At 61.4% G+C, this 17,957-nt stretch carries 18 protein-coding genes; 13 read left to right on the top strand and 5 right to left on the bottom strand.

The genetic code is table 11. The features are described 5' to 3' along the window. Positions 1 to 15 precede the first annotated feature (15 nt). Complete coding sequence (locus ACWHYA_RS12675) at positions 16 to 1,458, bottom strand: aspartate ammonia-lyase (protein ID WP_425943838.1); 1,443 nt, start codon at positions 1,456 to 1,458, stop codon at positions 16 to 18. 69 nt (positions 1,459 to 1,527) lie between these two features. Continuing rightward, entirely contained in the window at positions 1,528 to 2,046 is a 519-nt protein-coding gene (locus tag ACWHYA_RS12670) for an orotate phosphoribosyltransferase (RefSeq protein WP_425943836.1), read from the bottom strand. Positions 2,047 to 3,981: 1,935 nt separating this feature from the next. Between ACWHYA_RS12670 and ACWHYA_RS12665 the strand changes: the two genes are divergently transcribed. The 11 genes from ACWHYA_RS12665 (at position 3,982) to ACWHYA_RS12615 (ending at position 14,456) form a co-directional block, all read left to right on the top strand. Beyond that, entirely contained in the window at positions 3,982 to 4,851 is an 870-nt protein-coding gene (locus tag ACWHYA_RS12665) for an ABC transporter ATP-binding protein (RefSeq protein ID WP_425943834.1), read from the top strand. Further along, positions 4,838 to 5,653, top strand: coding sequence for an ABC transporter permease (locus ACWHYA_RS12660; RefSeq protein WP_448095598.1), 816 nt, complete (start codon positions 4,838 to 4,840; stop codon positions 5,651 to 5,653). The genes ACWHYA_RS12665 and ACWHYA_RS12660 overlap by 14 nt, the downstream gene beginning before the upstream one ends. A 203-nt stretch (positions 5,654 to 5,856) precedes the next feature. Further along, on the top strand, positions 5,857 to 6,798 hold the full coding sequence (locus tag ACWHYA_RS12655; protein ID WP_425943830.1) for an ABC transporter substrate-binding protein: 942 nt from the start codon (positions 5,857 to 5,859) through the stop codon (positions 6,796 to 6,798). Positions 6,799 to 6,855: 57 nt separating this feature from the next. Continuing rightward, positions 6,856 to 7,959 (top strand): dihydroorotate dehydrogenase, encoded by a 1,104-nt coding sequence (locus ACWHYA_RS12650; protein ID WP_425943828.1) that lies wholly within the window; start codon positions 6,856 to 6,858, stop codon positions 7,957 to 7,959. Between the two features lie 20 nt (positions 7,960 to 7,979). Beyond that, positions 7,980 to 8,753, top strand: coding sequence for an IclR family transcriptional regulator (locus ACWHYA_RS12645; RefSeq protein ID WP_425943826.1), 774 nt, complete (start codon positions 7,980 to 7,982; stop codon positions 8,751 to 8,753). Further along, complete coding sequence (locus ACWHYA_RS12640) at positions 8,753 to 9,328, top strand: orotate phosphoribosyltransferase (RefSeq protein ID WP_425943824.1); 576 nt, start codon at positions 8,753 to 8,755, stop codon at positions 9,326 to 9,328. The genes ACWHYA_RS12645 and ACWHYA_RS12640 overlap by 1 nt, the downstream gene beginning before the upstream one ends. Then, positions 9,321 to 9,809 carry a hypothetical protein gene (locus ACWHYA_RS12635; protein WP_425943822.1) on the top strand — a complete coding sequence of 163 codons (489 nt, stop codon included), beginning with the start codon at positions 9,321 to 9,323 and terminating at the stop codon, positions 9,807 to 9,809. The genes ACWHYA_RS12640 and ACWHYA_RS12635 overlap by 8 nt, the downstream gene beginning before the upstream one ends. After that, the gene (locus ACWHYA_RS12630) at positions 9,802 to 11,097 is read left to right on the top strand and encodes a Zn-dependent hydrolase (RefSeq protein WP_425943820.1); all 1,296 of its coding nucleotides are present in this window, start codon (positions 9,802 to 9,804) and stop codon (positions 11,095 to 11,097) included. Before ACWHYA_RS12635 ends, ACWHYA_RS12630 begins: the two co-directional genes overlap by 8 nt. A 172-nt stretch (positions 11,098 to 11,269) precedes the next feature. Beyond that, the gene (locus ACWHYA_RS12625) at positions 11,270 to 11,965 is read left to right on the top strand and encodes an iron-sulfur cluster-binding protein (RefSeq protein WP_425943818.1); all 696 of its coding nucleotides are present in this window, start codon (positions 11,270 to 11,272) and stop codon (positions 11,963 to 11,965) included. Continuing rightward, the gene (locus ACWHYA_RS12620) at positions 11,962 to 13,269 is read left to right on the top strand and encodes a dihydroorotase (RefSeq protein ID WP_425943816.1); all 1,308 of its coding nucleotides are present in this window, start codon (positions 11,962 to 11,964) and stop codon (positions 13,267 to 13,269) included. The genes ACWHYA_RS12625 and ACWHYA_RS12620 overlap by 4 nt, the downstream gene beginning before the upstream one ends. A 371-nt stretch (positions 13,270 to 13,640) precedes the next feature. Next, positions 13,641 to 14,456 carry a hypothetical protein gene (locus ACWHYA_RS12615; RefSeq protein WP_425943814.1) on the top strand — a complete coding sequence of 272 codons (816 nt, stop codon included), beginning with the start codon at positions 13,641 to 13,643 and terminating at the stop codon, positions 14,454 to 14,456. 52 nt (positions 14,457 to 14,508) lie between these two features. On the opposite strand, the gene ACWHYA_RS12610 is transcribed toward ACWHYA_RS12615, so the two are convergent. Together ACWHYA_RS12610 and ACWHYA_RS12605 are read right to left on the bottom strand one after the other, a co-directional pair. Further along, complete coding sequence (locus tag ACWHYA_RS12610; protein WP_425943812.1) at positions 14,509 to 15,339, bottom strand: hypothetical protein; 831 nt, start codon at positions 15,337 to 15,339, stop codon at positions 14,509 to 14,511. Positions 15,340 to 15,457: 118 nt separating this feature from the next. Continuing rightward, on the bottom strand, positions 15,458 to 15,583 hold the full coding sequence (locus ACWHYA_RS12605) for a hypothetical protein (protein WP_425943810.1): 126 nt from the start codon (positions 15,581 to 15,583) through the stop codon (positions 15,458 to 15,460). A 147-nt stretch (positions 15,584 to 15,730) separates the two neighbouring features. Here ACWHYA_RS12605 and ACWHYA_RS12600 point away from each other — a divergent pair, with 147 nt between their 5' ends. Then, positions 15,731 to 16,189 carry a GNAT family N-acetyltransferase gene (locus ACWHYA_RS12600; RefSeq protein WP_075958511.1) on the top strand — a complete coding sequence of 153 codons (459 nt, stop codon included), beginning with the start codon at positions 15,731 to 15,733 and terminating at the stop codon, positions 16,187 to 16,189. A 153-nt stretch (positions 16,190 to 16,342) separates the two neighbouring features. Here the strand turns inward: ACWHYA_RS12600 and ACWHYA_RS12595 are convergent, their stop codons facing one another. Further along, positions 16,343 to 16,927, bottom strand: coding sequence for a TIGR03086 family metal-binding protein (locus tag ACWHYA_RS12595; RefSeq protein WP_425943808.1), 585 nt, complete (start codon positions 16,925 to 16,927; stop codon positions 16,343 to 16,345). A 51-nt stretch (positions 16,928 to 16,978) separates the two neighbouring features. On the opposite strand from ACWHYA_RS12595, the gene ACWHYA_RS12590 reads away from it, so the two are divergent. After that, the gene (locus ACWHYA_RS12590; RefSeq protein ID WP_425943806.1) at positions 16,979 to 17,824 is read left to right on the top strand and encodes a helix-turn-helix domain-containing protein; all 846 of its coding nucleotides are present in this window, start codon (positions 16,979 to 16,981) and stop codon (positions 17,822 to 17,824) included. The last annotated feature ends 133 nt before the right edge of the window (positions 17,825 to 17,957 follow it).

Raw genomic sequence — 17,957 nt, 5'->3', positions numbered from 1 at the left:
GGGCACCTCGGCATCTCAGAACCTTCCACGTCCGTGCCGGAATCGTTCGGCTGGATCCACATCTTGGGCAAGACCTTGTTCCTCAGCGAGTTCAGCAATGCTTCGCCCAGTGATCAATGACTGCTCCACCAGTGCTGCGGCCGCCTTGTATCCCATCGTTGGGACCAGTTCGGTCGCCCTGGCGGTGACAGTTTTTTCCTGACTGCGGAGGAACTTCTCGTTGGGGGAGATGCCCTCAACGCACCGTTGCCGAAGAATTCTCACCCCATTTTCCATCAATTCAAAAGCTTGCAGAAGCGTATGTGCGATCACTGGCTCAAACGCATTAAGCTGCAGTTGTCCATTCTCTGCCGCCAAAGTCACTGTCAAATCAGCTGCCACAACTATAAACACGACTTGATTCATCATCTCTGGGATGACCGGATTGACTTTCCCTGGCATAATGGACGAGCCCGCCTGGCGTGGCGGTAGGAGTATCTCTTGAAGCCCCGCTTGAGGGCCACTTGACAATAGGCGGAGGTCATTGCAAATTTTAGTCAGTTTAATGGCGGAACGCTTCAGAATGCCCGAGACCTGCATGAATACGCCGGTGTCCCAACTGGCTTCGATGAGGTCTATAGCAGGTTCGATCGGTAGGGCGGTGACGGCGCGGAGGTGTTTGATAACGACCTCTTGGTAACGGGGGTGTGCGGTTATTCCGGTGCCGATTGCGGTGGCACCCAGGTTGCACTCAAGAAGCAGTGGGATAGCCTCTTCTAGCCGGTCACAGTCCTCGAAAATGGTGTTTCCAAATGCAGCAAACTCTTGGCCCAAGGTCATTGGCACCGCATCTTGAAGTTGAGTGCGGCCAATTTTCTGGATGTCTTTGAATGCCTCCGATCTCTCCAGAAATGCATCAGCCAAACTGGAGAGTTCCTGAACCATCTTTTGGATTGCGAGCACAATCGCCAGGCGCACGGCAGTCGGGTACACATCATTGGTGGACTGACACTTGTTGACGTGCTCGATCGGGTGGACAATATCGTGCCGCCCAAGGGGATGCCCCATCTTCCGCAAAGCGGCGTTGGCGATAACCTCGTTGGCATTCATGTTTGTCGAGGTGCCCGCACCGCCTTGAATGACATCCACGGGGAACTCGTCGTCCCAAGCACCAGCGGCGACGTCACGAGCAGCCTCGATGATGGCCGTCCCGACTGGCTTTTTGAGGAGCCCCAATTCAGTGTTAGCTGCGGCTGCAGCTTCCTTCACACACCCTAGGGAGTGGATTAGACCGCGGTACCGACCGATACGGATCCCACTGATGGGAAAGTTTTCAATGGCACGTTGGGTGTGCGCGCCCCAGAGCGCCTCAGCAGGGACCTCAATCGGTCCAAGCGAGTCGTGATCTGTGCGTGTGGGGGGATCGGCTGCGGGGCCACTGCTTCGTGACGAGACTGTGGAAAATCTCCGGTCGGTCACTGTGTCCTCTTTTCGCAGATATCAACCGCGCTTGTGTGGGAGTGTGGGTCACTTTTGGGCCGCTCGTCTCTAGTTCTGGTGGCCGTTCATCTGTTCGAGCGTGAAGAGTGATTCAGTCCAGACACCAATGTCCTGAAGTGCATGGCCTGGTCGGGGACTGCGATCGATGGCACACACGGCGGTCGATACGTTCGCGTGGTGATGCCGGAGCGCCACGGCAGCGGCGCGCACAGACCCGCCGCTCGTGATGATGTCCTCGATGACCGTGACCACCACGTTCTCGACTGGCGCGCCTTCGATAAGACGACCAGTGCCGTACCCCTTTGCCTCCTTGCGGATGAAGGCTACTGGTAGATCGGTGATCTGTGAGATGAGGGTGCCCAGGGGGATCCCCCCCATCTCTAGTGCTCCCAGGACTTGGGTATTAGGTGGAACCAGGTCGGCCATGGCTTCAGCGACACGTCTGTGTAGGCGGGGGTCGGCTTCGAAGGAGTACTTGTCGAAGTACTCGTCAAGGACCTGCCCTGACCGAAGCCGGAACGTCCCTGTGAGCCTGCACGCCTTGTTGAGATCGGCAGCCAGTGACATCGGACGGAACCCCCTGAAGGAGACGTGGTGGTCGCGAACCTCTTGTGGGGGTTCGAGTGCGCAGCAGTATGCCACACTTCCGTACGGGCGAAGTTGTTACCGGCCCATGGAAGTGAAGAGGGAGCGACAGGAGGCGTTGCGATCCGGTCAGGCGACTAGGAGGGCGCTGAACAAGGCGCGATCCAACCGTGGGTTCAGCATGAGGGGGCGGTCGGCGTTAAGTCCTGCAGAGTGCAGAGCCGGGATGATCAGTGGGTCAGGTGCACTACCTCGGCGGTCGCAGGCTCGGGGCATGCGGTAGGACGGGCCGCTAATGACGACGGTGGTGGCGTGGTGCACGAGCCGGTCGACTTGGACCCGGCGGTGGTGTGCTCGGACCGTGAAGCGTCCCCAGCCTTCGAAGGAGTGGTGGGAGGCCATGCCGAGAGAGCGGCGTTTCGTAGGCGGCGGCGAAGAAGCGGAAGAGCAGTGGACGCCGGCGCCGTCCAACGGGGCGAACCGATCTCGTCGCCGAGGAGGAGGTCGTCGCGCAGCAGGGCCTCGATCGCCCTGCAGACGGTTCGTCGGCCAGGCCGCGGTGGAGCGTCTCGATGAGGTCGGCCGTGGTCACATATCCCACCCGGTGACTGCGGCGTGCCCCGGCGCGATGAGGGTGTGGGACTCGTGGGTGCCGGCGGGCCGAAGAACGCGATGCTCTCCTTGGCCCGGACCCCCTCTAGGCTCGCGAGGTAGGGCTAGGGCGGCGCCGGGGTCGAGGAGCCGGCCAGGTCGAAGCCCTCGATCGTCTTGAGCACGGGAAGCCGGCTGCCTTGAGCCGGGTGCGTTCCATTGGAGCCGTGGCCGTGCGGCGATCTCGGCCTGGACCAAGTCCCCAGCACCCCTTCGGGGGAACGACCGCTAGGTCTGGCCGTGACGAGCAGCCCGCGGGCGAGCTGGCCCGTCGCGGCCAGTGCGGGCGGTCAGAGCGTTGAGCTCGGCCAACTGGGGACCGAGCCGGGTGTGCCCGGTGCCCGCAGCGCCGGCGACAAACGCCGCGGCGGCGGGGCCGAGCTCGCAGAACGCCTGCTCCGCCGCCGTGCGCGGGCGGATCGCCCGCACCCGTGTCGCTGGGCGGGGGCAGGTGGTAGACCTTCCGCACGTCCTCCATGCTTGCCACGAACCCTCCGCTGGCCTGCGTGGGATGGTCCAGCCCTTGTTCAGGTGAGGACGAAACCCCCCTATTGATGACCCGCCCGATGATGGTTGGTCCAGATCGGAATCCCATCGGTCAGCCCCACGTGTTCGCCAACAGCTTGCCGCCACCACTGCTCGTACCGGCCGGGGGCGTGGTGCACCCCAGGGCGATAACCCCCTGGCCGCCACCTCACCGGCACCTTCGGTGCCACCCGGCGGCGTCGCCCGCCTGCGGGGGCAAATGACGGTGCCTCGGCTCGGTTCGATATCACAGAAAATCACGAATTCCCAGAGCCTGTAGATCTAACTGCGCCGCCCACCCCTTCCTTCGGATGAAGTACGTGACCACCTCCACGGTTCAGTTCGGTGACGAGGTCCACGCCAGGTCCTCCCTACGGCCGAAGCCTTGACATCGCGTCAAGTCACCAGTAGTTTGACTGACATTCACGACACAGAAGTCGTTTCCGCCACATGGAAGTGAGCGAACCGTGCTAGTGCAGCACACCAGCATCCTTCAGTCGCACCTCGGGGCGCACCTGCCGAACCTCATCATGCCTGGCCACCGTTGTCCCGACCCTCATCTGCCGCGCGTAGTTCTTGCTACCCACGGTCCCCAGCGCGGTCTTAACAGCCTTCCCCGGGATTCGATCTGGCAATCACGTCCACCAAGGCATTCTCCCCGACAACACGTCAGTCGCCCGCTTCGTGCGAGAGGCAAAGTCAATGCAGTTCAATCTGGAGAACGAGGAGTGAGGCAAAAAAATGCATAATCTCGCCGGTGCAGAAGTAGTTGCCGAAAGCGTCTGCAAGACGTTTCGTACTAAGGGCGGCCAACCCGTCCAAGCGCTTCGCGATGTCTCGTTCCGAGTAAACGGGGGAGAATTTCTGTCGATTGTGGGTCCGAGCGGTTGCGGCAAGAGCACACTTCTTATGATGATCGCCGGTTTGGAGTCACTGACGACGGGGCACCTTGCGATCGATGGTAACTCGGTAAAGGGCCCTAGCGAGGTTCTCGGGGTGGCTTTTCAGCGGGACAATCTATTTCACTGGAGGACTGTCCTGGGAAATGTCATGGCACAAATCGACCTGAGGGGATGGAAGAGATCCAAGTGGGAAGACCGAGCGCGAAACCTGATACATATGGTGGGCTTGGAAGGCTTCGAAAACTCCTACCCAAGCCAATTGTCAGGGGGCATGAGGCAGCGGGTCGCGCTCTGTAGGGCTCTCCTGCATGAGCCGCAAATGCTCCTACTAGATGAACCCTTCGGCGCGGTCGATGCATTGACTCGGGAGCAACTTAACGTCGACGTTGCGACGATCTGCGCGTCTGCGGGCGTAACCACACTCTTGGTGACTCACGACATCAATGAGGCAGTTTTTATGGGAAATCGAGTGATGGTTCTGGCACCACGACCTGGGAGAGTCGCGGGAATCGTTGATGTGCCGACCTTCACACCTCGGACATCGGAGTTCCGAGTGACGCCAGAGTTTCTAAACGTTTCGGCCGACGTGCGAGCCATGCTTGAGGGGAGTACGCCTACGCCGACAGCCGCGTGGTCGCCGGACCGCAACGGCAGGCGGCAGGAAGACCACCACAACTCGCAATTGGGGAGCGGTAATGAGCAGTCTTGAGAGTGCAGCAGAAATTCAACGAGCTGAGATGCCCGAGCAGAGCCTGACGGAGCGTCTCGGTGACTCCAGAACCGTCCAAATAGGCCTTGTTCTCGGGACTCTCGCAGCAGTGATAGTCGTCTGGCACCTTGGTGTGTTGCTCTTGGATGTGAGAGAATTTGTTCTGCCGTCGCCTTTAGCCGTGGGACGCTCACTGATCGACTCTTGGGGCCTGCTTTTACCACATGCCTATATAACGTTGCAAGAGACGATATACGGATTCGTCATTGCAGTCTTGGTGGGGGTGCCGTTAGCTGCTGGAATCGCCATGTCACCCTTGATCGAGCGGGTGGTGAATCCGCTCCTCGTCCTAAGTAACGCCGTGCCCAAGATCGCCCTTGCACCCTTGTTCCTGGCATGGTTCGGTTTGGACAGCACGCCGCGAGTATTGATCGCTGCCCTGTTGGCAATCTTCCCAGTGGTAATCAACACGGTCGTGGGCCTCGTGGAGATTGAGCCCGGACTCATTCTTCTTGCACGATCCACGAGGGCAGGGCAACGAAGAACGTTTTGGCGAGTCCGGTTTCCTGCTGCTTTGCCGAACATCATGAGCGGGATGAAATTGGGCATTACCCTATCATTGACTGGAGCGGTAGTGGGTCAGTTCTTGGGCGGGAACGGTGGACTGGGCTACGTGATCACCAATGCGCAGGGGAACCTGCAGCTCGACGTAGCCTTCGCATCCATCGTACTTCTTTCTGTCATGGGTATAGCCCTCTTCTATTTGGTTGAGTTTGTTGAAAAAATGATGATCCGGAAGTAATCCATGGAGTTGCAGTTCCACATCCTAGAGAGAGAAGAATCATGACACAGACAGACTGGTCCAGGGGCCGGGCTCTTGCCGTGGTCGTTGCGCCGTTGGTGGCAACGGTGGCGTTCGTTGCAGGTTGCACTCCAGGGGCCGAGCAGGGCGCTCCACTGGATGACGACTCAACTGGTCCGCCAGCGGTCGCCCAGGATCTGACGATGTTGACAGACTTCGTGGCCAACGGTGTTCACGCACCTCTTTGGTATGGCGTCGACGAAGGGTTTTACGAGGATGAAGGCATCAATCTGGACATTGTCTACGGTACGGGATCAGCTACGACGTCGCAGCAGGTAGCGGCCGGGCAGGTGCATATGGGAGACGCTTTCAGCGCCACGTTTATTCAGGCGGTGGATTCGGGAGCCCCCCTCGTCGCTGTGGGAATGTATCGGGCCGACGCCGGCTTCGCCTTCTTCTGCGACGAAGAGTTGGGGCTCGAAAGCATCGAGGATCTGTCAGGTCATTCTATAATCCTGCCTCCAGGGACGGTCCAGGCATCACTGTACGAAGGAGCGCTTCGGGCAGCTAGTGTTGAGCCTGACTCGGTGGAGCCCGTGGCGGTTGAGGCTAAGACATCGCTATCCATCTATGCCAGCGGGAGAGCGGATTGCATCGCTACCACCCTTGGGGATGCCCCGACGTTCCAAGAAATCCGCCCGAGCGACGCCTTCACCTGGCAGGAGGCCGGTTTCAATCTTGCTGGCTTCCCCTTTATTGTCAACAACGACTTCTTTGAGTCGGACAAGGATCTCATTGAGAGGTTTTTGCGCGCCACATACAAGAGCATCAGCGCTGCCTTAGAAGAGCCAGATGCAGCGTTGGAGGCCTACTTGGAGCATAACCCGTCTGCAGACCGGGACTTGACCGCCAAGCAGTGGCTGGACGTGTCTGTCAAGGTCTTCTGCACCGTGGACATGGTCGAGTCGGAGGAGGTTATCGGCGCGCAGAATTCGGAGGCGTGGGACACGACCTATGAAGCTGTGAAGGAGTTCCAGGGCCTCACGGGTGAGGACATCTCTGTTGAGAATCTGTTCACGAACGAGTTCGTCGAGGATGCGTCCATTTCGGGCACGGTCTGCAGTCCAGAAATGGCCAACATGTGATCGGCGATCTCACCCTAGAAAATAGTGTCCGCGCAGTCGAAGAGAGTAGGTCATGCAATGACGGTCCAGGACACAAGCACTTTCCAGTCACTCGGGGTCGACTTAGGAGGGCTGCAGTTGTCGAACCCCATCATGCCTGCCTCCGGTTGCTTTGGCCCTCAGATGGCGAGCGTGGTTGATACCAGCGGTCTCGGTGCGGTGGTGACGAAGACGGTGTTCCCCGATGTTCGCTCCGGCAACCCTGCCCATCGATTGGGAGAGACTCCTGGAGGCATGATTAATGCAGTCGGGATCCCGAGCCCGGGGTTGCCCGGGCTCCGCACGACAGTGCTTCCCGACTACTGCGCTTTAGGCCCCCCCGTCATAGTAAGCATCGGGGGCCTGACGGTCGAGGAGTACGTGCGGATGGCCGCCGGGCTGGCCGAACTTGTCGCAAGTGAGTACCGTTTCGCGGCAGTCGCAGCTGTGGAGGTCAATCTCTCATGCCCCAACCTCGAGCATGGGGGGCTCGAGATGGGCTCAGTCCCGGAACGAGTCGCAGAAGTCGTGAACCGCGTTGGTGAACAGACGGATCTGCCCGTATTCGCCAAGTTGACGCCCAACGTAACGGATATCGCTGCCTTGGCACGGGCCGCGGAAGCCGCAGGGGCGCACGGCCTCACCGTAGCAAACACGTTTGTGGGGCTCGTGATCGATGTACATAGGCGACGACCGGTCCTCGGAAATGTCACCGGAGGCGTGAGCGGTCCAGCGATGAAACCCCTCGCCCTCCGTGCCGTGCACCAGGCCTCTCGCGCGGTCGAGATCCCCGTCATCGGATGCGGTGGAATCGCCACCGCGTCCGACGTCCTCGAGTTCTACCTCGCGGGCGCATCTGCGGTGCAAGTCGGAACCGCCAACTTCACACGCCCAGACACAATGAATCGTATCCTGGACGAGCTTCCGAAACTCCTTTCGGAACTCGATGTCCTTCACATCTCGGATCTGAAGGGGGCAATGGATACTCCGGCCGCTGTCGATCTCGGCGAGACGAAAGATCCCGAGCTGGATCTCCCTATAACCGAGCCCGGACGGCCTGCTTCACCGGGGGAAGGGAACAACCGCAGGGCAGGGAGGGCGCCGGGCTGGGTGGAGGCTCAGCCTATACCGAGCGAATCGTAACCGCACAGGGAAGGTAAGAAATGCAATTGATTACCCGCATTGCGAGCATCCTGAAGTACCTTGCGAGTCGCCCAGACGGGGCAACCCTTCTGCAGATCACGGTCGAATTGGGGCTTCCCATGTCGACGCTTCACCGATTATTGGCATCCTTGGAGGATGAGCATTTCGTGACACGCGTGGGGAAGGTTTACGTCCTCGGGCCGGACGCTATAGGACTGTCTCGCGGCATTCGGTATACAGCCCAAGTGGCAAAGAGGCACTTGCATGCGCTGACATCGGAAACCGGCGAGACAACCTTCCTAACGGAGTTTCTCGGAGAACGGGCCGTCTGCGTGGCGATCTCGGATGGCCCGGGGTCACTACGACTGTTCGTTCGTGTTGGTGAAGCTATGCCACTCCACGCGGCTGCCTCGGCACGCGCCATACTGGCGTTCCGTCCGGACGAAGAGGTGCAGGCGCTGCTGTCGGCTTCGCCCATGACGATGTTCACTCCTAAAACACCTGTTACGGTCGAGGAGGTCGCGGAGGATCTGTCGATGGTACGAAGGATGGGATATGATCTCTGCGACGAGGAGTTGGACCCTGCCGTGGTGGCGATTAGTGCGCCGGTCTTCGATGCGCACAACGAGGTGATCGCTAGCGTGACGGTGGCTGCGCCCAAGACGCGATGCCATGGTGAGCGACGCACGGATACAATTGACGCCCTCATGAGACATACAGGCGCAATCTGTAGAGAACTTGGTCATCTTCCTATGAATGTCGATACTCCTACGGCTGCTGGTGAGGTCAGCTGATGAGGCACGAACTGATAGAATTTCCAAAGAGGGACGGATTACCGATGGGTGGCCTTTGCAGCGAAGTTGGGCGGGACATAGTTGCGGCCTCGTACCGCAGAGGCGATTTTGTTCTGCCGTCGGGTGAGCACAGCAAGTTCTACTTCGACACGTACCTGTTCGAAACAAAGCCAACAATCCTTCGGCGGATTGCGGACAGGATCGCCATGGAACTTCCATCCCGGGTTGACCGTGTCGCTGGCACAGACGGTGGAGGGGTCGCTTTGGCGACGGCTGTGTCCTTAGCTACCGGGCTCCCTTTCGTGATCATACGGCCGACCAAGGAGTTCCAGGTAAGGGGGGAGCTGTACAAAGGAGAGCGAGTAGCTGTCCTTACGGACGTCGTCGACTCTGGAGAGCACGCCACCGCAGCCGCGACGAGGGTGAGCGCCGCAGGTGCGGAGGTAGTTGTGGTTATATCTGTGATCGATCGTGATGCGGGTGCCCCCCGCCGGCTCAGGTCCGCTGGATTGCAGTACCGTTCCTTGTATCGACTGCAGGATCTCGGCATTGATGAGGAGCAGTGGAATGGCTGAAATGAACAGAGCGGGCATGGATCTAGAGACCGCGCTTGAGAACGGTGGCATAAGCATGCCCAAGCTATGGGAGCGGCCGTCCCGTCACTTCGAAGCCCACCTGGACCCGTCGGGTGCCGAGTTGCTCGGTTCCAGCCTGGCGAAAGCGGCACAGGGGACTCGCCCAACCGCTGTCATGGTCTGGTACGACCATGAGCAGTCCGTTCTGGGACACATCGTCGCGCGGGAATTGTCGGCGCGCGTGATTCAGGCTTACGAAGCATCTGGCGTGCTCGGGGTTGAAGGTTCGTTGAGGGCGACCGATCGGGTTCTGATAGTGGGTGACTACTTCAGTAGCGGCCCGGAACTCCAGCAGATGCAGGCGCTGATCAGGAATCATGGGGCGCAATCCATAGGCATCGCGACGCTAATTGGAGGCTCTGCACTTCCCGAGACGGGCGATATCCCGGTCATGTCCCTAGTATGGGAATACCATGAATGAGCGCAGGCGAGGTGCCACAGAGAAGCCAGTGGCCGACCCGGCACGGATCACTGAACTTATCGCAAGTATCGCAGCGATCAACGACACACCCGCGGATCAAGGCATCACTCGTATCGGCTTCACGCCGAGCGAAAAAAGGGCGCACAAACAGTTCAGTGACTGGCTATGCGATATAGGGTTGACGGTGCGAAGCGACGAAGTTGGTAATACCATCGCTGAAAAAGTCGGCCTACAGTCGCTTCCCGCAATCGGCACCGGCTCGCATCTTGATAGTGTGCCTGGAGGTGGCCGTTTCGACGGGATTGCGGGGGTTGTCGCGGCGGTCCATGTGGCTGAGCTTCTCGTCAGGCACGAGATACCGCATAGGCACCCGCTGCGGTTCGTCGCGTTCGTCTGTGAAGAAGGTGCTCGTTTCGGACAAGCCTGTGTTGGAAGCAAAGCCGCTGGTGGTCATTGGAGCTATGAGGCCCTGCAAGGAATTCGAGATTCGAATGGGATCAGTATCGCGGATGCAATCCAGCGTTCTGGGGGGTGTCCAAGCGATGTAGTGCGTGCCATTTGGCAGAAGAGCGACTGGGCGGCCTTTCTGGAACTCCATGTCGAACAGGGCGGGCAGCTGGAAGAGTCCGGCGTAGACATTGGCCTCGTGGACCTGATTTCAGGGAGCACACGATTCGAGCTTGTCCTGGAGGGCGTAGCGTCACATACGGGTAGCACTCCCATGCACTTGCGCGCCGATGCCCTTACGGCAGCAGCACAAGTGATCCTGCTGGCCGAAGGAATCGCCAATGACGGGCGTCACCGCGGGACACGCGTGACCGTTGGCAAGGTGGATGTGCATCCGGGCAGCATTACTACCATTCCCGGACGAGTCTCTCTATGGGTCGACGTCCGAGACATTGACAGCGGACGGCAACGGTTGATCGCTGACGAGATCGTGCGACAGGCTCGAGCCGTGTGTGACGCTCGCAGGGTAGCTCTGACACCTAGGCTCCTCAGCGACGCATCCCCAGTGGTTCTACCCGCCTGGCTGCGCGATGTCACAACGACGGCAGCTGACCAGCGCGGCAGGTCCTACCGTGTGATGTACAGCGGTGCGAGCCACGACAGTCAGATGGTGGCTGCTGTCGCGCCGGCAGCCATGATATTTGTGCCTAGTAGAGGTGGATTGAGCCATGTCCCCGAGGAGTGGACGAGCGCTAACGAGATCGCGCGAGGAGTAGAAGTGCTGCTAGATAGCATCATGGCCCTAGACAAGCTAGGAGAAAGCGGTGATTGCAGTGTCTGAACTTCCGTCCGGACTCATACCCGGCCTTTCGACCATTGGAGAGCCAGATCGCCCCCTACCAACGTTGGCCCGATCGCAGATTGTTCTCCAGGAACATCTAGGTGACAGGTACTGGAAGTTAGTTTTGTCTGCTCCGCAGATCGCTGCTGTGGCTGCACCAGGACAGTTTGTGATGGTGACCCTTCCCGAATCGATGGATGTGGCGCCAACGCTACCCCGGCCAATGGCAATCTATTCAGCGGACCCCGACGCTGGAGAAATCGTCCTAGTTTACGGAACATTGGGCAATGGAACAAGGCGCATGTCGCGTTGGACTCCCTCATCACGAGAACCCGTGGTCCTCGTGGGGCCCTTGGGCCAAGGGTTTACCCTTCAGGACGGTACACGACATCTCCTCCTTCTCGGCCGGGGTATCGGAACTTGCTCCCTTGTCCCTGCGGCTGGACTCGCGGTTCGGCGTGGCGTCTCCGTTACAGCGGTCGACAGTGCAAGGAGCGAGGAAGCTCTCGTTGTGGGGGGCGCCTACGATGAGATCGGCGCGACTCGGTGGGCGGTGACCGACGCTGATGGCTCGTCGGATGCCATCATTCTGGAGAAGCGACTCATCCGGACATTCAATGACACGGGCCCCGAGCAGATTGCTGTGTGTGGGTCAACTCGGCTCGCGGAGCTCGCTCGGAGGTTAGGAGCGCGGTGGGGTTCTCGGGTGGAAGTGTCGATTGAAGCTCATATGGCATGTGGATTGGGCTACTGTCATGGCTGCTCTCGAGGAGACCGCACGGCGTCGTCTGAAACGCCCCTAGTCTGCTGTGACGGGCCGACATTCCTGCTCAACACACGAGAGAACATATCCGGTGGTATCAAATGAAGCATCGACCCTACGTATTGCGCAACGTTAGCATCGAGGGCGCCAATCCTCGCGACGTCGCCGTGGCAGAGGGCGCGTATGTGCGGTTGGACGCACTCGGCCACGACGCTGACCAGATTGACTGCAAAGGATTGATTCTTCTTCCGGGCCTGGTCGATCTGCACACTCACCTCCGTGACCCGGGCGACGGGAGGGCAGAGACCATGGAGAGTGGCACCCGCGCTGCAGCAGCAGGCGGATATACCACAGTATTTGCGATGGCAAACACTACTCCCGTGGCCGACTCCGTCGAAGTAGTTGAGCGCGTGGTCGGTTCGGCTGCATCGACAAACTGTGAAGTTCGGCCCGTTGGGGCGCTCACGAAAGGGCTTGAGGGGCGAGAACTTGCAGACATCAGGGGCATGGCCTCGTCTCGGGCTCAGGTCACGTGGTTCTCGGATGACGGGCACTGTCTTTCAGACAGCGCACTGATGAGAGAGGCCCTGATAATGGTTCGAGACGTGGACGGGACGCTCGCACAGCATGCCCAGGATCCGAATCTCACCCGTGGCGCCCAGATCAACGATGGCGCTGCCATGGCGAAGAAGTTGGACCTACCAGGATGGCCACCCATGGCAGAAGAGGTGATTATTGCCCGCGATGCCATTATGGCACACCATCTCGGCAGTCGTGTTCACGTCTGTCATGTGTCTACTGAGGGGTCGATGGAAGTCGTGCGATGGGCTAAGGAGCAAGGCTTTCCAATTACTGCCGAAGTTGCGCCTCATCATTTGACACTGACGGACGAAAGCGCAGGGGAGGATCCAGCGTTCAAGGTGAATCCCCCCTTACGCAGTGCCCGAGATGTTGCAGCCGTCACGAAGGGGCTTATGGACGGCGTGATTGACGTGGTCGCGACCGATCACGCACCTCATCCGGACTCGGAAAAAGGGAGGTGTTGGTCCGCAGCACCCATGGGGATGCTGGGCCTGGAAACCGCTCTTCCGATCATGAGTGAGTTCGTGGCTGCCGGCACTCTTTCGTGGAGTCAACTTGCCGATAGGATGTGTCGCACACCTGCGAGGCTTGGCAAGTTGGATGACGATCGCCGCAATCCAGGCGGTCCGGGAAAACCTGCAACGTTTTGCCTGATAGATCCCAATGATCCATGGACTCTTCGGGCCGAGAATCTGCAAAGCAGAGGTCATAATACTCCATATGATAGACGGCGATTCCCGGCTCGCGTAATGTTCACTGCGCGTGAAGGACGGGGAGTGTTCGACGAACTTGCGAAACGAGGCTCTGTTCGAGGGGGCCCGAGGTAACTGTTTCCGCCAGGAATATGACCCCTCAGCATGGATGAACGGGGTTCAACGCCTCTACTTCAGCCCGATTGTCCGGTCTGCCCAGTTGCGGTGGGATAGCGGCCTGACCCGCCGGGTGGTTGCGGTCCTGGACGATGGGCCAGCCTACGGGGTGCTCTGGCGGGTAAGATGCTGCTCGAATCCTTCTGCGACAACTCGGATATGCTCGTGGGCTCGAGTCGAAGTCTGTGACGCGCAGGATATTGGGCCCTGCAACTTTGACCTGACTCGGTTCCCTGAGCCCTGAGGACGGCCACGCTCGTCCGAATCTGCCGCAGGTCGCTGCCTCGGACGAGGGCGGGTATCGCCCTGTGGGCGCTACGGTTTGTGGGATGTGGGCGACCCTGGAGACCTGGCTCCTCGGCGACGGCGAGGTACCTGAGCTGTGCATCGGCGAGGTGTTGCCTCACAAGGGGCTGCGACTGAGCTGCGACACGTTCGGACCTAGCGCAGAGACGACCACAGGCGCGTGGACCGCAGGGGCGGCAACGGAGGGTGACATCACCCACCGACTGCGAGGCGTCGTGGTCGCCGCCTGGCGGCAGGCGGCTGTGATCGACATCGGCGAGTGTCTGGTCCTGCTCGAGCCGGCCGCCGTCCGCTCGGTACAGACCGCGGATGGTCACGAAGCGCTGGAGCGGTACTCCGCCGACTTCAAGACCCCGTCCCTCGGGGCGATGGGTGAAGCGGTCGGTCGGCTTGAAGTCGTGCCCGACTATGAGTGGGAAGCATTCCACCAGCTCGACGTGCGCCGTGACTGGCGACTCACGGATGTAATGCTGATCGACCGCCAGCCCGTCTTTCACGTGCGCCCAATGGCGCAACTCGACATCACGGCTGACCGCAACCCCAGCAGCTGTTACCTGGTCGATCTCGAACCGGCACAGAAGGTGGTGTCCTCCAGAGAGCCCGCCGAGCCGAGTGCAGAGAACTACGCGATCGAGGCAGTCGTGCTCGAGTGGCACCCGGAGGAAGGATGGGGCGTCGTGGACTCCCAGCAGACCCCGGGTGGATGCTGGGTCCACTGCAGCCACATCCACGCGACCGGGTACCGAGAACTCGTCCCCGGACAGACCGTCGCGCTCGAGTTCGAGCCTGCAGACCAGGACGGCCTCACCTACCGAGCCGTGACCATCAAGCCTCTCTAGAAACGCACGGATCTGCCGTCCGTGCCTGCCGCAGCCCGACTCGTTGTCGGTGTCAATGCTCCTCGTAGTGCGTGATGAGGAAGCAGTTCTCGTCATCGATGCTGTCGAGCCGCAGGTCCAGGTCGAACCATCGAGGCACGCCGTCTTGGTCGACCCAGACCTGGGCTTCGCCCTCGCGCTCGGCCTGCCGGGCAAGGTCGAGCATGGCGGCCAAGCTGGGCACGGAGTCGACACCGATCCCGTCGAAGCCCCGTCTCAGCGGATCGACGCCAGTGACGGCGCCCTGCTCGACGCTGACTGCGTACTCCCCGATGAAGGCTTGCTCGCCGCAGGAGCTCTGCACGACGTAGGAGTAGTCAGGCGGTGGCTGCCAGTCCGGCACTCCGTCGTGGCGAGTCAGACCCGCAGGCGGCGCCCAGCGCACCGCTTCGGTGCACGCGGCCGTGCCCACGGCCTCTCCTTGCAGGCAGGCGGCGTCGACCAATTCCCGGACGCCCAGGGGCTGATCCAGGTGGATCTCCACGGGGACTGCGTCGTTGCCTTGACAGTCGTGTGCGCCGGGCCCGATCTTCTCGACGTCGGTGCGGAGAAGGACCTGCGTCTCGTCGTAGTGGATCTGCGGGTCGAGAACGGTGCCGGTGATCCCGCTTGCGCATCCCAGCCGGGTCACCTCGACGACGAGAGACGTCGTCTTCGGGTCCACGAGCTCGTCGGGCGCCAGCGACCAGGTGGCAACGTCACCGGCGAGAGGTTCGAGACGAGAGACGGCAGGCGAGCCTTCCGACGCCATCGAGCCGGCGTTCGTGTTCGGCCGTTCCAGGGCGCATCCGCTCAGGGCAACAACCGCCAGGGCTGAGCCTGCCAATGCTGAGCGTCGTCGCATGCGCGGCCTCCAGACCTTGTGGCATGGGCTTGGACGCGAGGTGGGCATCTGGGTTCCGGCGACCTGAGGACGACCTCAACCGCCGCCAGGCGCGCGAATGAGCGAACTGCCGTTGAGGTCAGGCGTGATCGCGCCGCGCGTCTTTGATTCCGTGCCGAACCGCCAGCCGCACGACGAAGTAGAGGATGACGACCGGGACGATCCACACGAGAAGAAGGAACGCTTCGATCCCTGTGACGTTCATGCCCCGGACCATAGCGGCCGCTGAGGCTGGACGTCCGAAAATGCCGCCGGTCGGTCGCTCCCGACTGACCGGAGGTGTTCCCCGGAACACTCGTGCGCGAGCCGTTAATCGTGTGTCGTCGCAGATGCGCTCTGGCAGGCTTAGGCCATGGGATGGATCTGTCGTCCGGACTCGCAGGTGCCGGAAGCGGCGGAGCGACTTCTGGCGAGGGTGCCTGAGTGGTTCGGTCTCCCGGAGGCGAACGCTGACTACATCGAAGCGGCTCGTACCAAGGAGACGTGGACGGTCCGCGATGACGGCGGGAACGTCATCGGGCTCACTTTGGTCGATCGTCACTTCCCGCACGTGGCTGAGCTCCACCTCATGGTTGTCGACCGCGACCATCACGGTCAGGGTGTCGGAACCGCCATGGTCCAGGCCGTCGAACAGGACGCGCGGGAACGCGGTGTTCAGCTGCTCGAGGTGAAGACGTTGGGCGGCTCACATCCGGACCCCGGGTACGCGCGCACCCGTCACTTCTACGAGCAGGCCGGGTTTCTCCCGCTTGAGGAGACCGACCTGTGGGGTGAAGCGAATCCCTGCCTCTTCATGGTCAAGCCGCTCTGAGACCTAAGCCCGGCCAACTCGAGAGCCGGCATCCGGATTTGCCACGTGCCGTTTCGTAGGCCGGAGCGCTTGTTAGCACAATCAGTGAGACCGGCTCGAGCGATTGCCGGCACCGATTGCCGGGCACTGGGCAGGCCGTGGCGATGCATCTGCTCAGGCGGGTTGCCAGTGCGGGTCGCGGCCAAGCCGAGCGAGGAGTCGGTCGGTTGCAGAGGCATCTCGGGCGACCTCGACAGGTGCGGCGCAGATGCCCTCGGAGTACAGGGCTTCGCCCCAGCCGTCGGCCGTGGTGTGTAGTGCCTGTGCCTCGTCATCGCTGATCGACCATTGCTGCCCAGTGGCTCGAGCCACGTCAGAACCGTGCACGACCAGGTCCCAGCCGTAGAAGTCCGCCATCGTGGCGCCGATGGTGGTGCGGCCGAAGTAGCCGTCGTACTCCCTCTCCGCGACACGGTCCTTTCCCAGCACGGCCACCACGTGGTCGAGGTGGGCGTTCCACGCGGCGGCGGGGTCGGCGAGGTCAGTTACCGGTCCGGCGTCCAGGCCCTGACCGGTCAGGAAGTCGCGCTGCGTGTCGATCACGTGAGCGACGACGTCTCGGACGCTCCACCCCGCGCACGGTGTCAGGGCGTCCCAGGCCTCGCCTGCGGCGGCGAGAATCCTGGTGAACCGGGCGGCCCGGTCAACGAAAGTCAGGGCGTGCTGATCCGGCGTGGTGGCCGATGTCGTCTGGGTCATAGGACAACCGTGACAGGACAGACGTCTCCGCCGCTTGTGATAATCCGACACATGCCTGCGCCCGAGATCCCGCGACCGGTCGACCCGGTCGATCGGGCACACCTGACGGGAGTCAGCCGGCCCTCACCACCCATACACCGCTACGCCCCGAGCGAGCATCTCGCCGACCTGGTCGCTCGTTACTGGATCCCGGTGTGGCGGAACCTAGCTGAGCCCTCCACGCAGAGCACCCTGCAGCACCCCGTCTGCCTTGTCGTCGTCAGCGACAGCTACGCCAGGCTGTACGGCGTGGCGCGGGGCAGTTCCAGCGTGACGCTCGATGGTGAGGGCTGGGCCGTCGGCACCATGCTTGAACCGGCCGCCGGACGTCTGTTGCTCGGGCGGTCCGTCGCCGAGCTCACCGACAGGTGGGTCGACCTGACCGGGGTCGACGGCGTTCCCAGCAGTCTGGTGCCCGACGTGCGGGCCGCGATGGCGGCCTCCCCGCGCGATCCGGCCGCCCACGCAGCGGCGATCGCAGTGGTGGAGCGGTGGCTCACGGCCTACCTACCGGTGGACGAGCAGGGACTACTGATCAACCAGATCGTCACCTGGCTCCGTCACAACCCCGACGTGACTCGGGTCGAGCACGTGGCCCGCGAGTTCGGCCTCACCGAGCGCAGCCTCCAGCGTCTGGTGGAGCAGCGGGTGGGGCTGACCCCCAAGTGGCTGGTCAAGCGCCGGCGCCTGCACGACGCGGTACAGGCGCTCAAGTCCGGGAACACCACTCTGGCCGACGTGGCGGCCGAGCTCGGCTACAGCGACCAGGCCCACTTCACCCACGACTTCCGCGCGGTCACCGGGATGACGCCGGGGCATTTCCTGCGCGACCAGCGCAGCACGCCCCCGCACACATGAGCGCAAGCTCGACTGCGTTTCCAGGCATCCGGTCATGCCGCCGGTCGGTCGCTCCCGACTGACCGGAGGTGTTCCCCGCAAGCCGTTAATCGTGTGTCGTCGCAGATGCGCTCTGGCAGTCCGGACTCGCATG

It is taken from the genome of Ornithinimicrobium carbonis (assembly GCF_977012275.1).
This window is presented reverse-complemented; position numbering and strand designations above follow the sequence as displayed.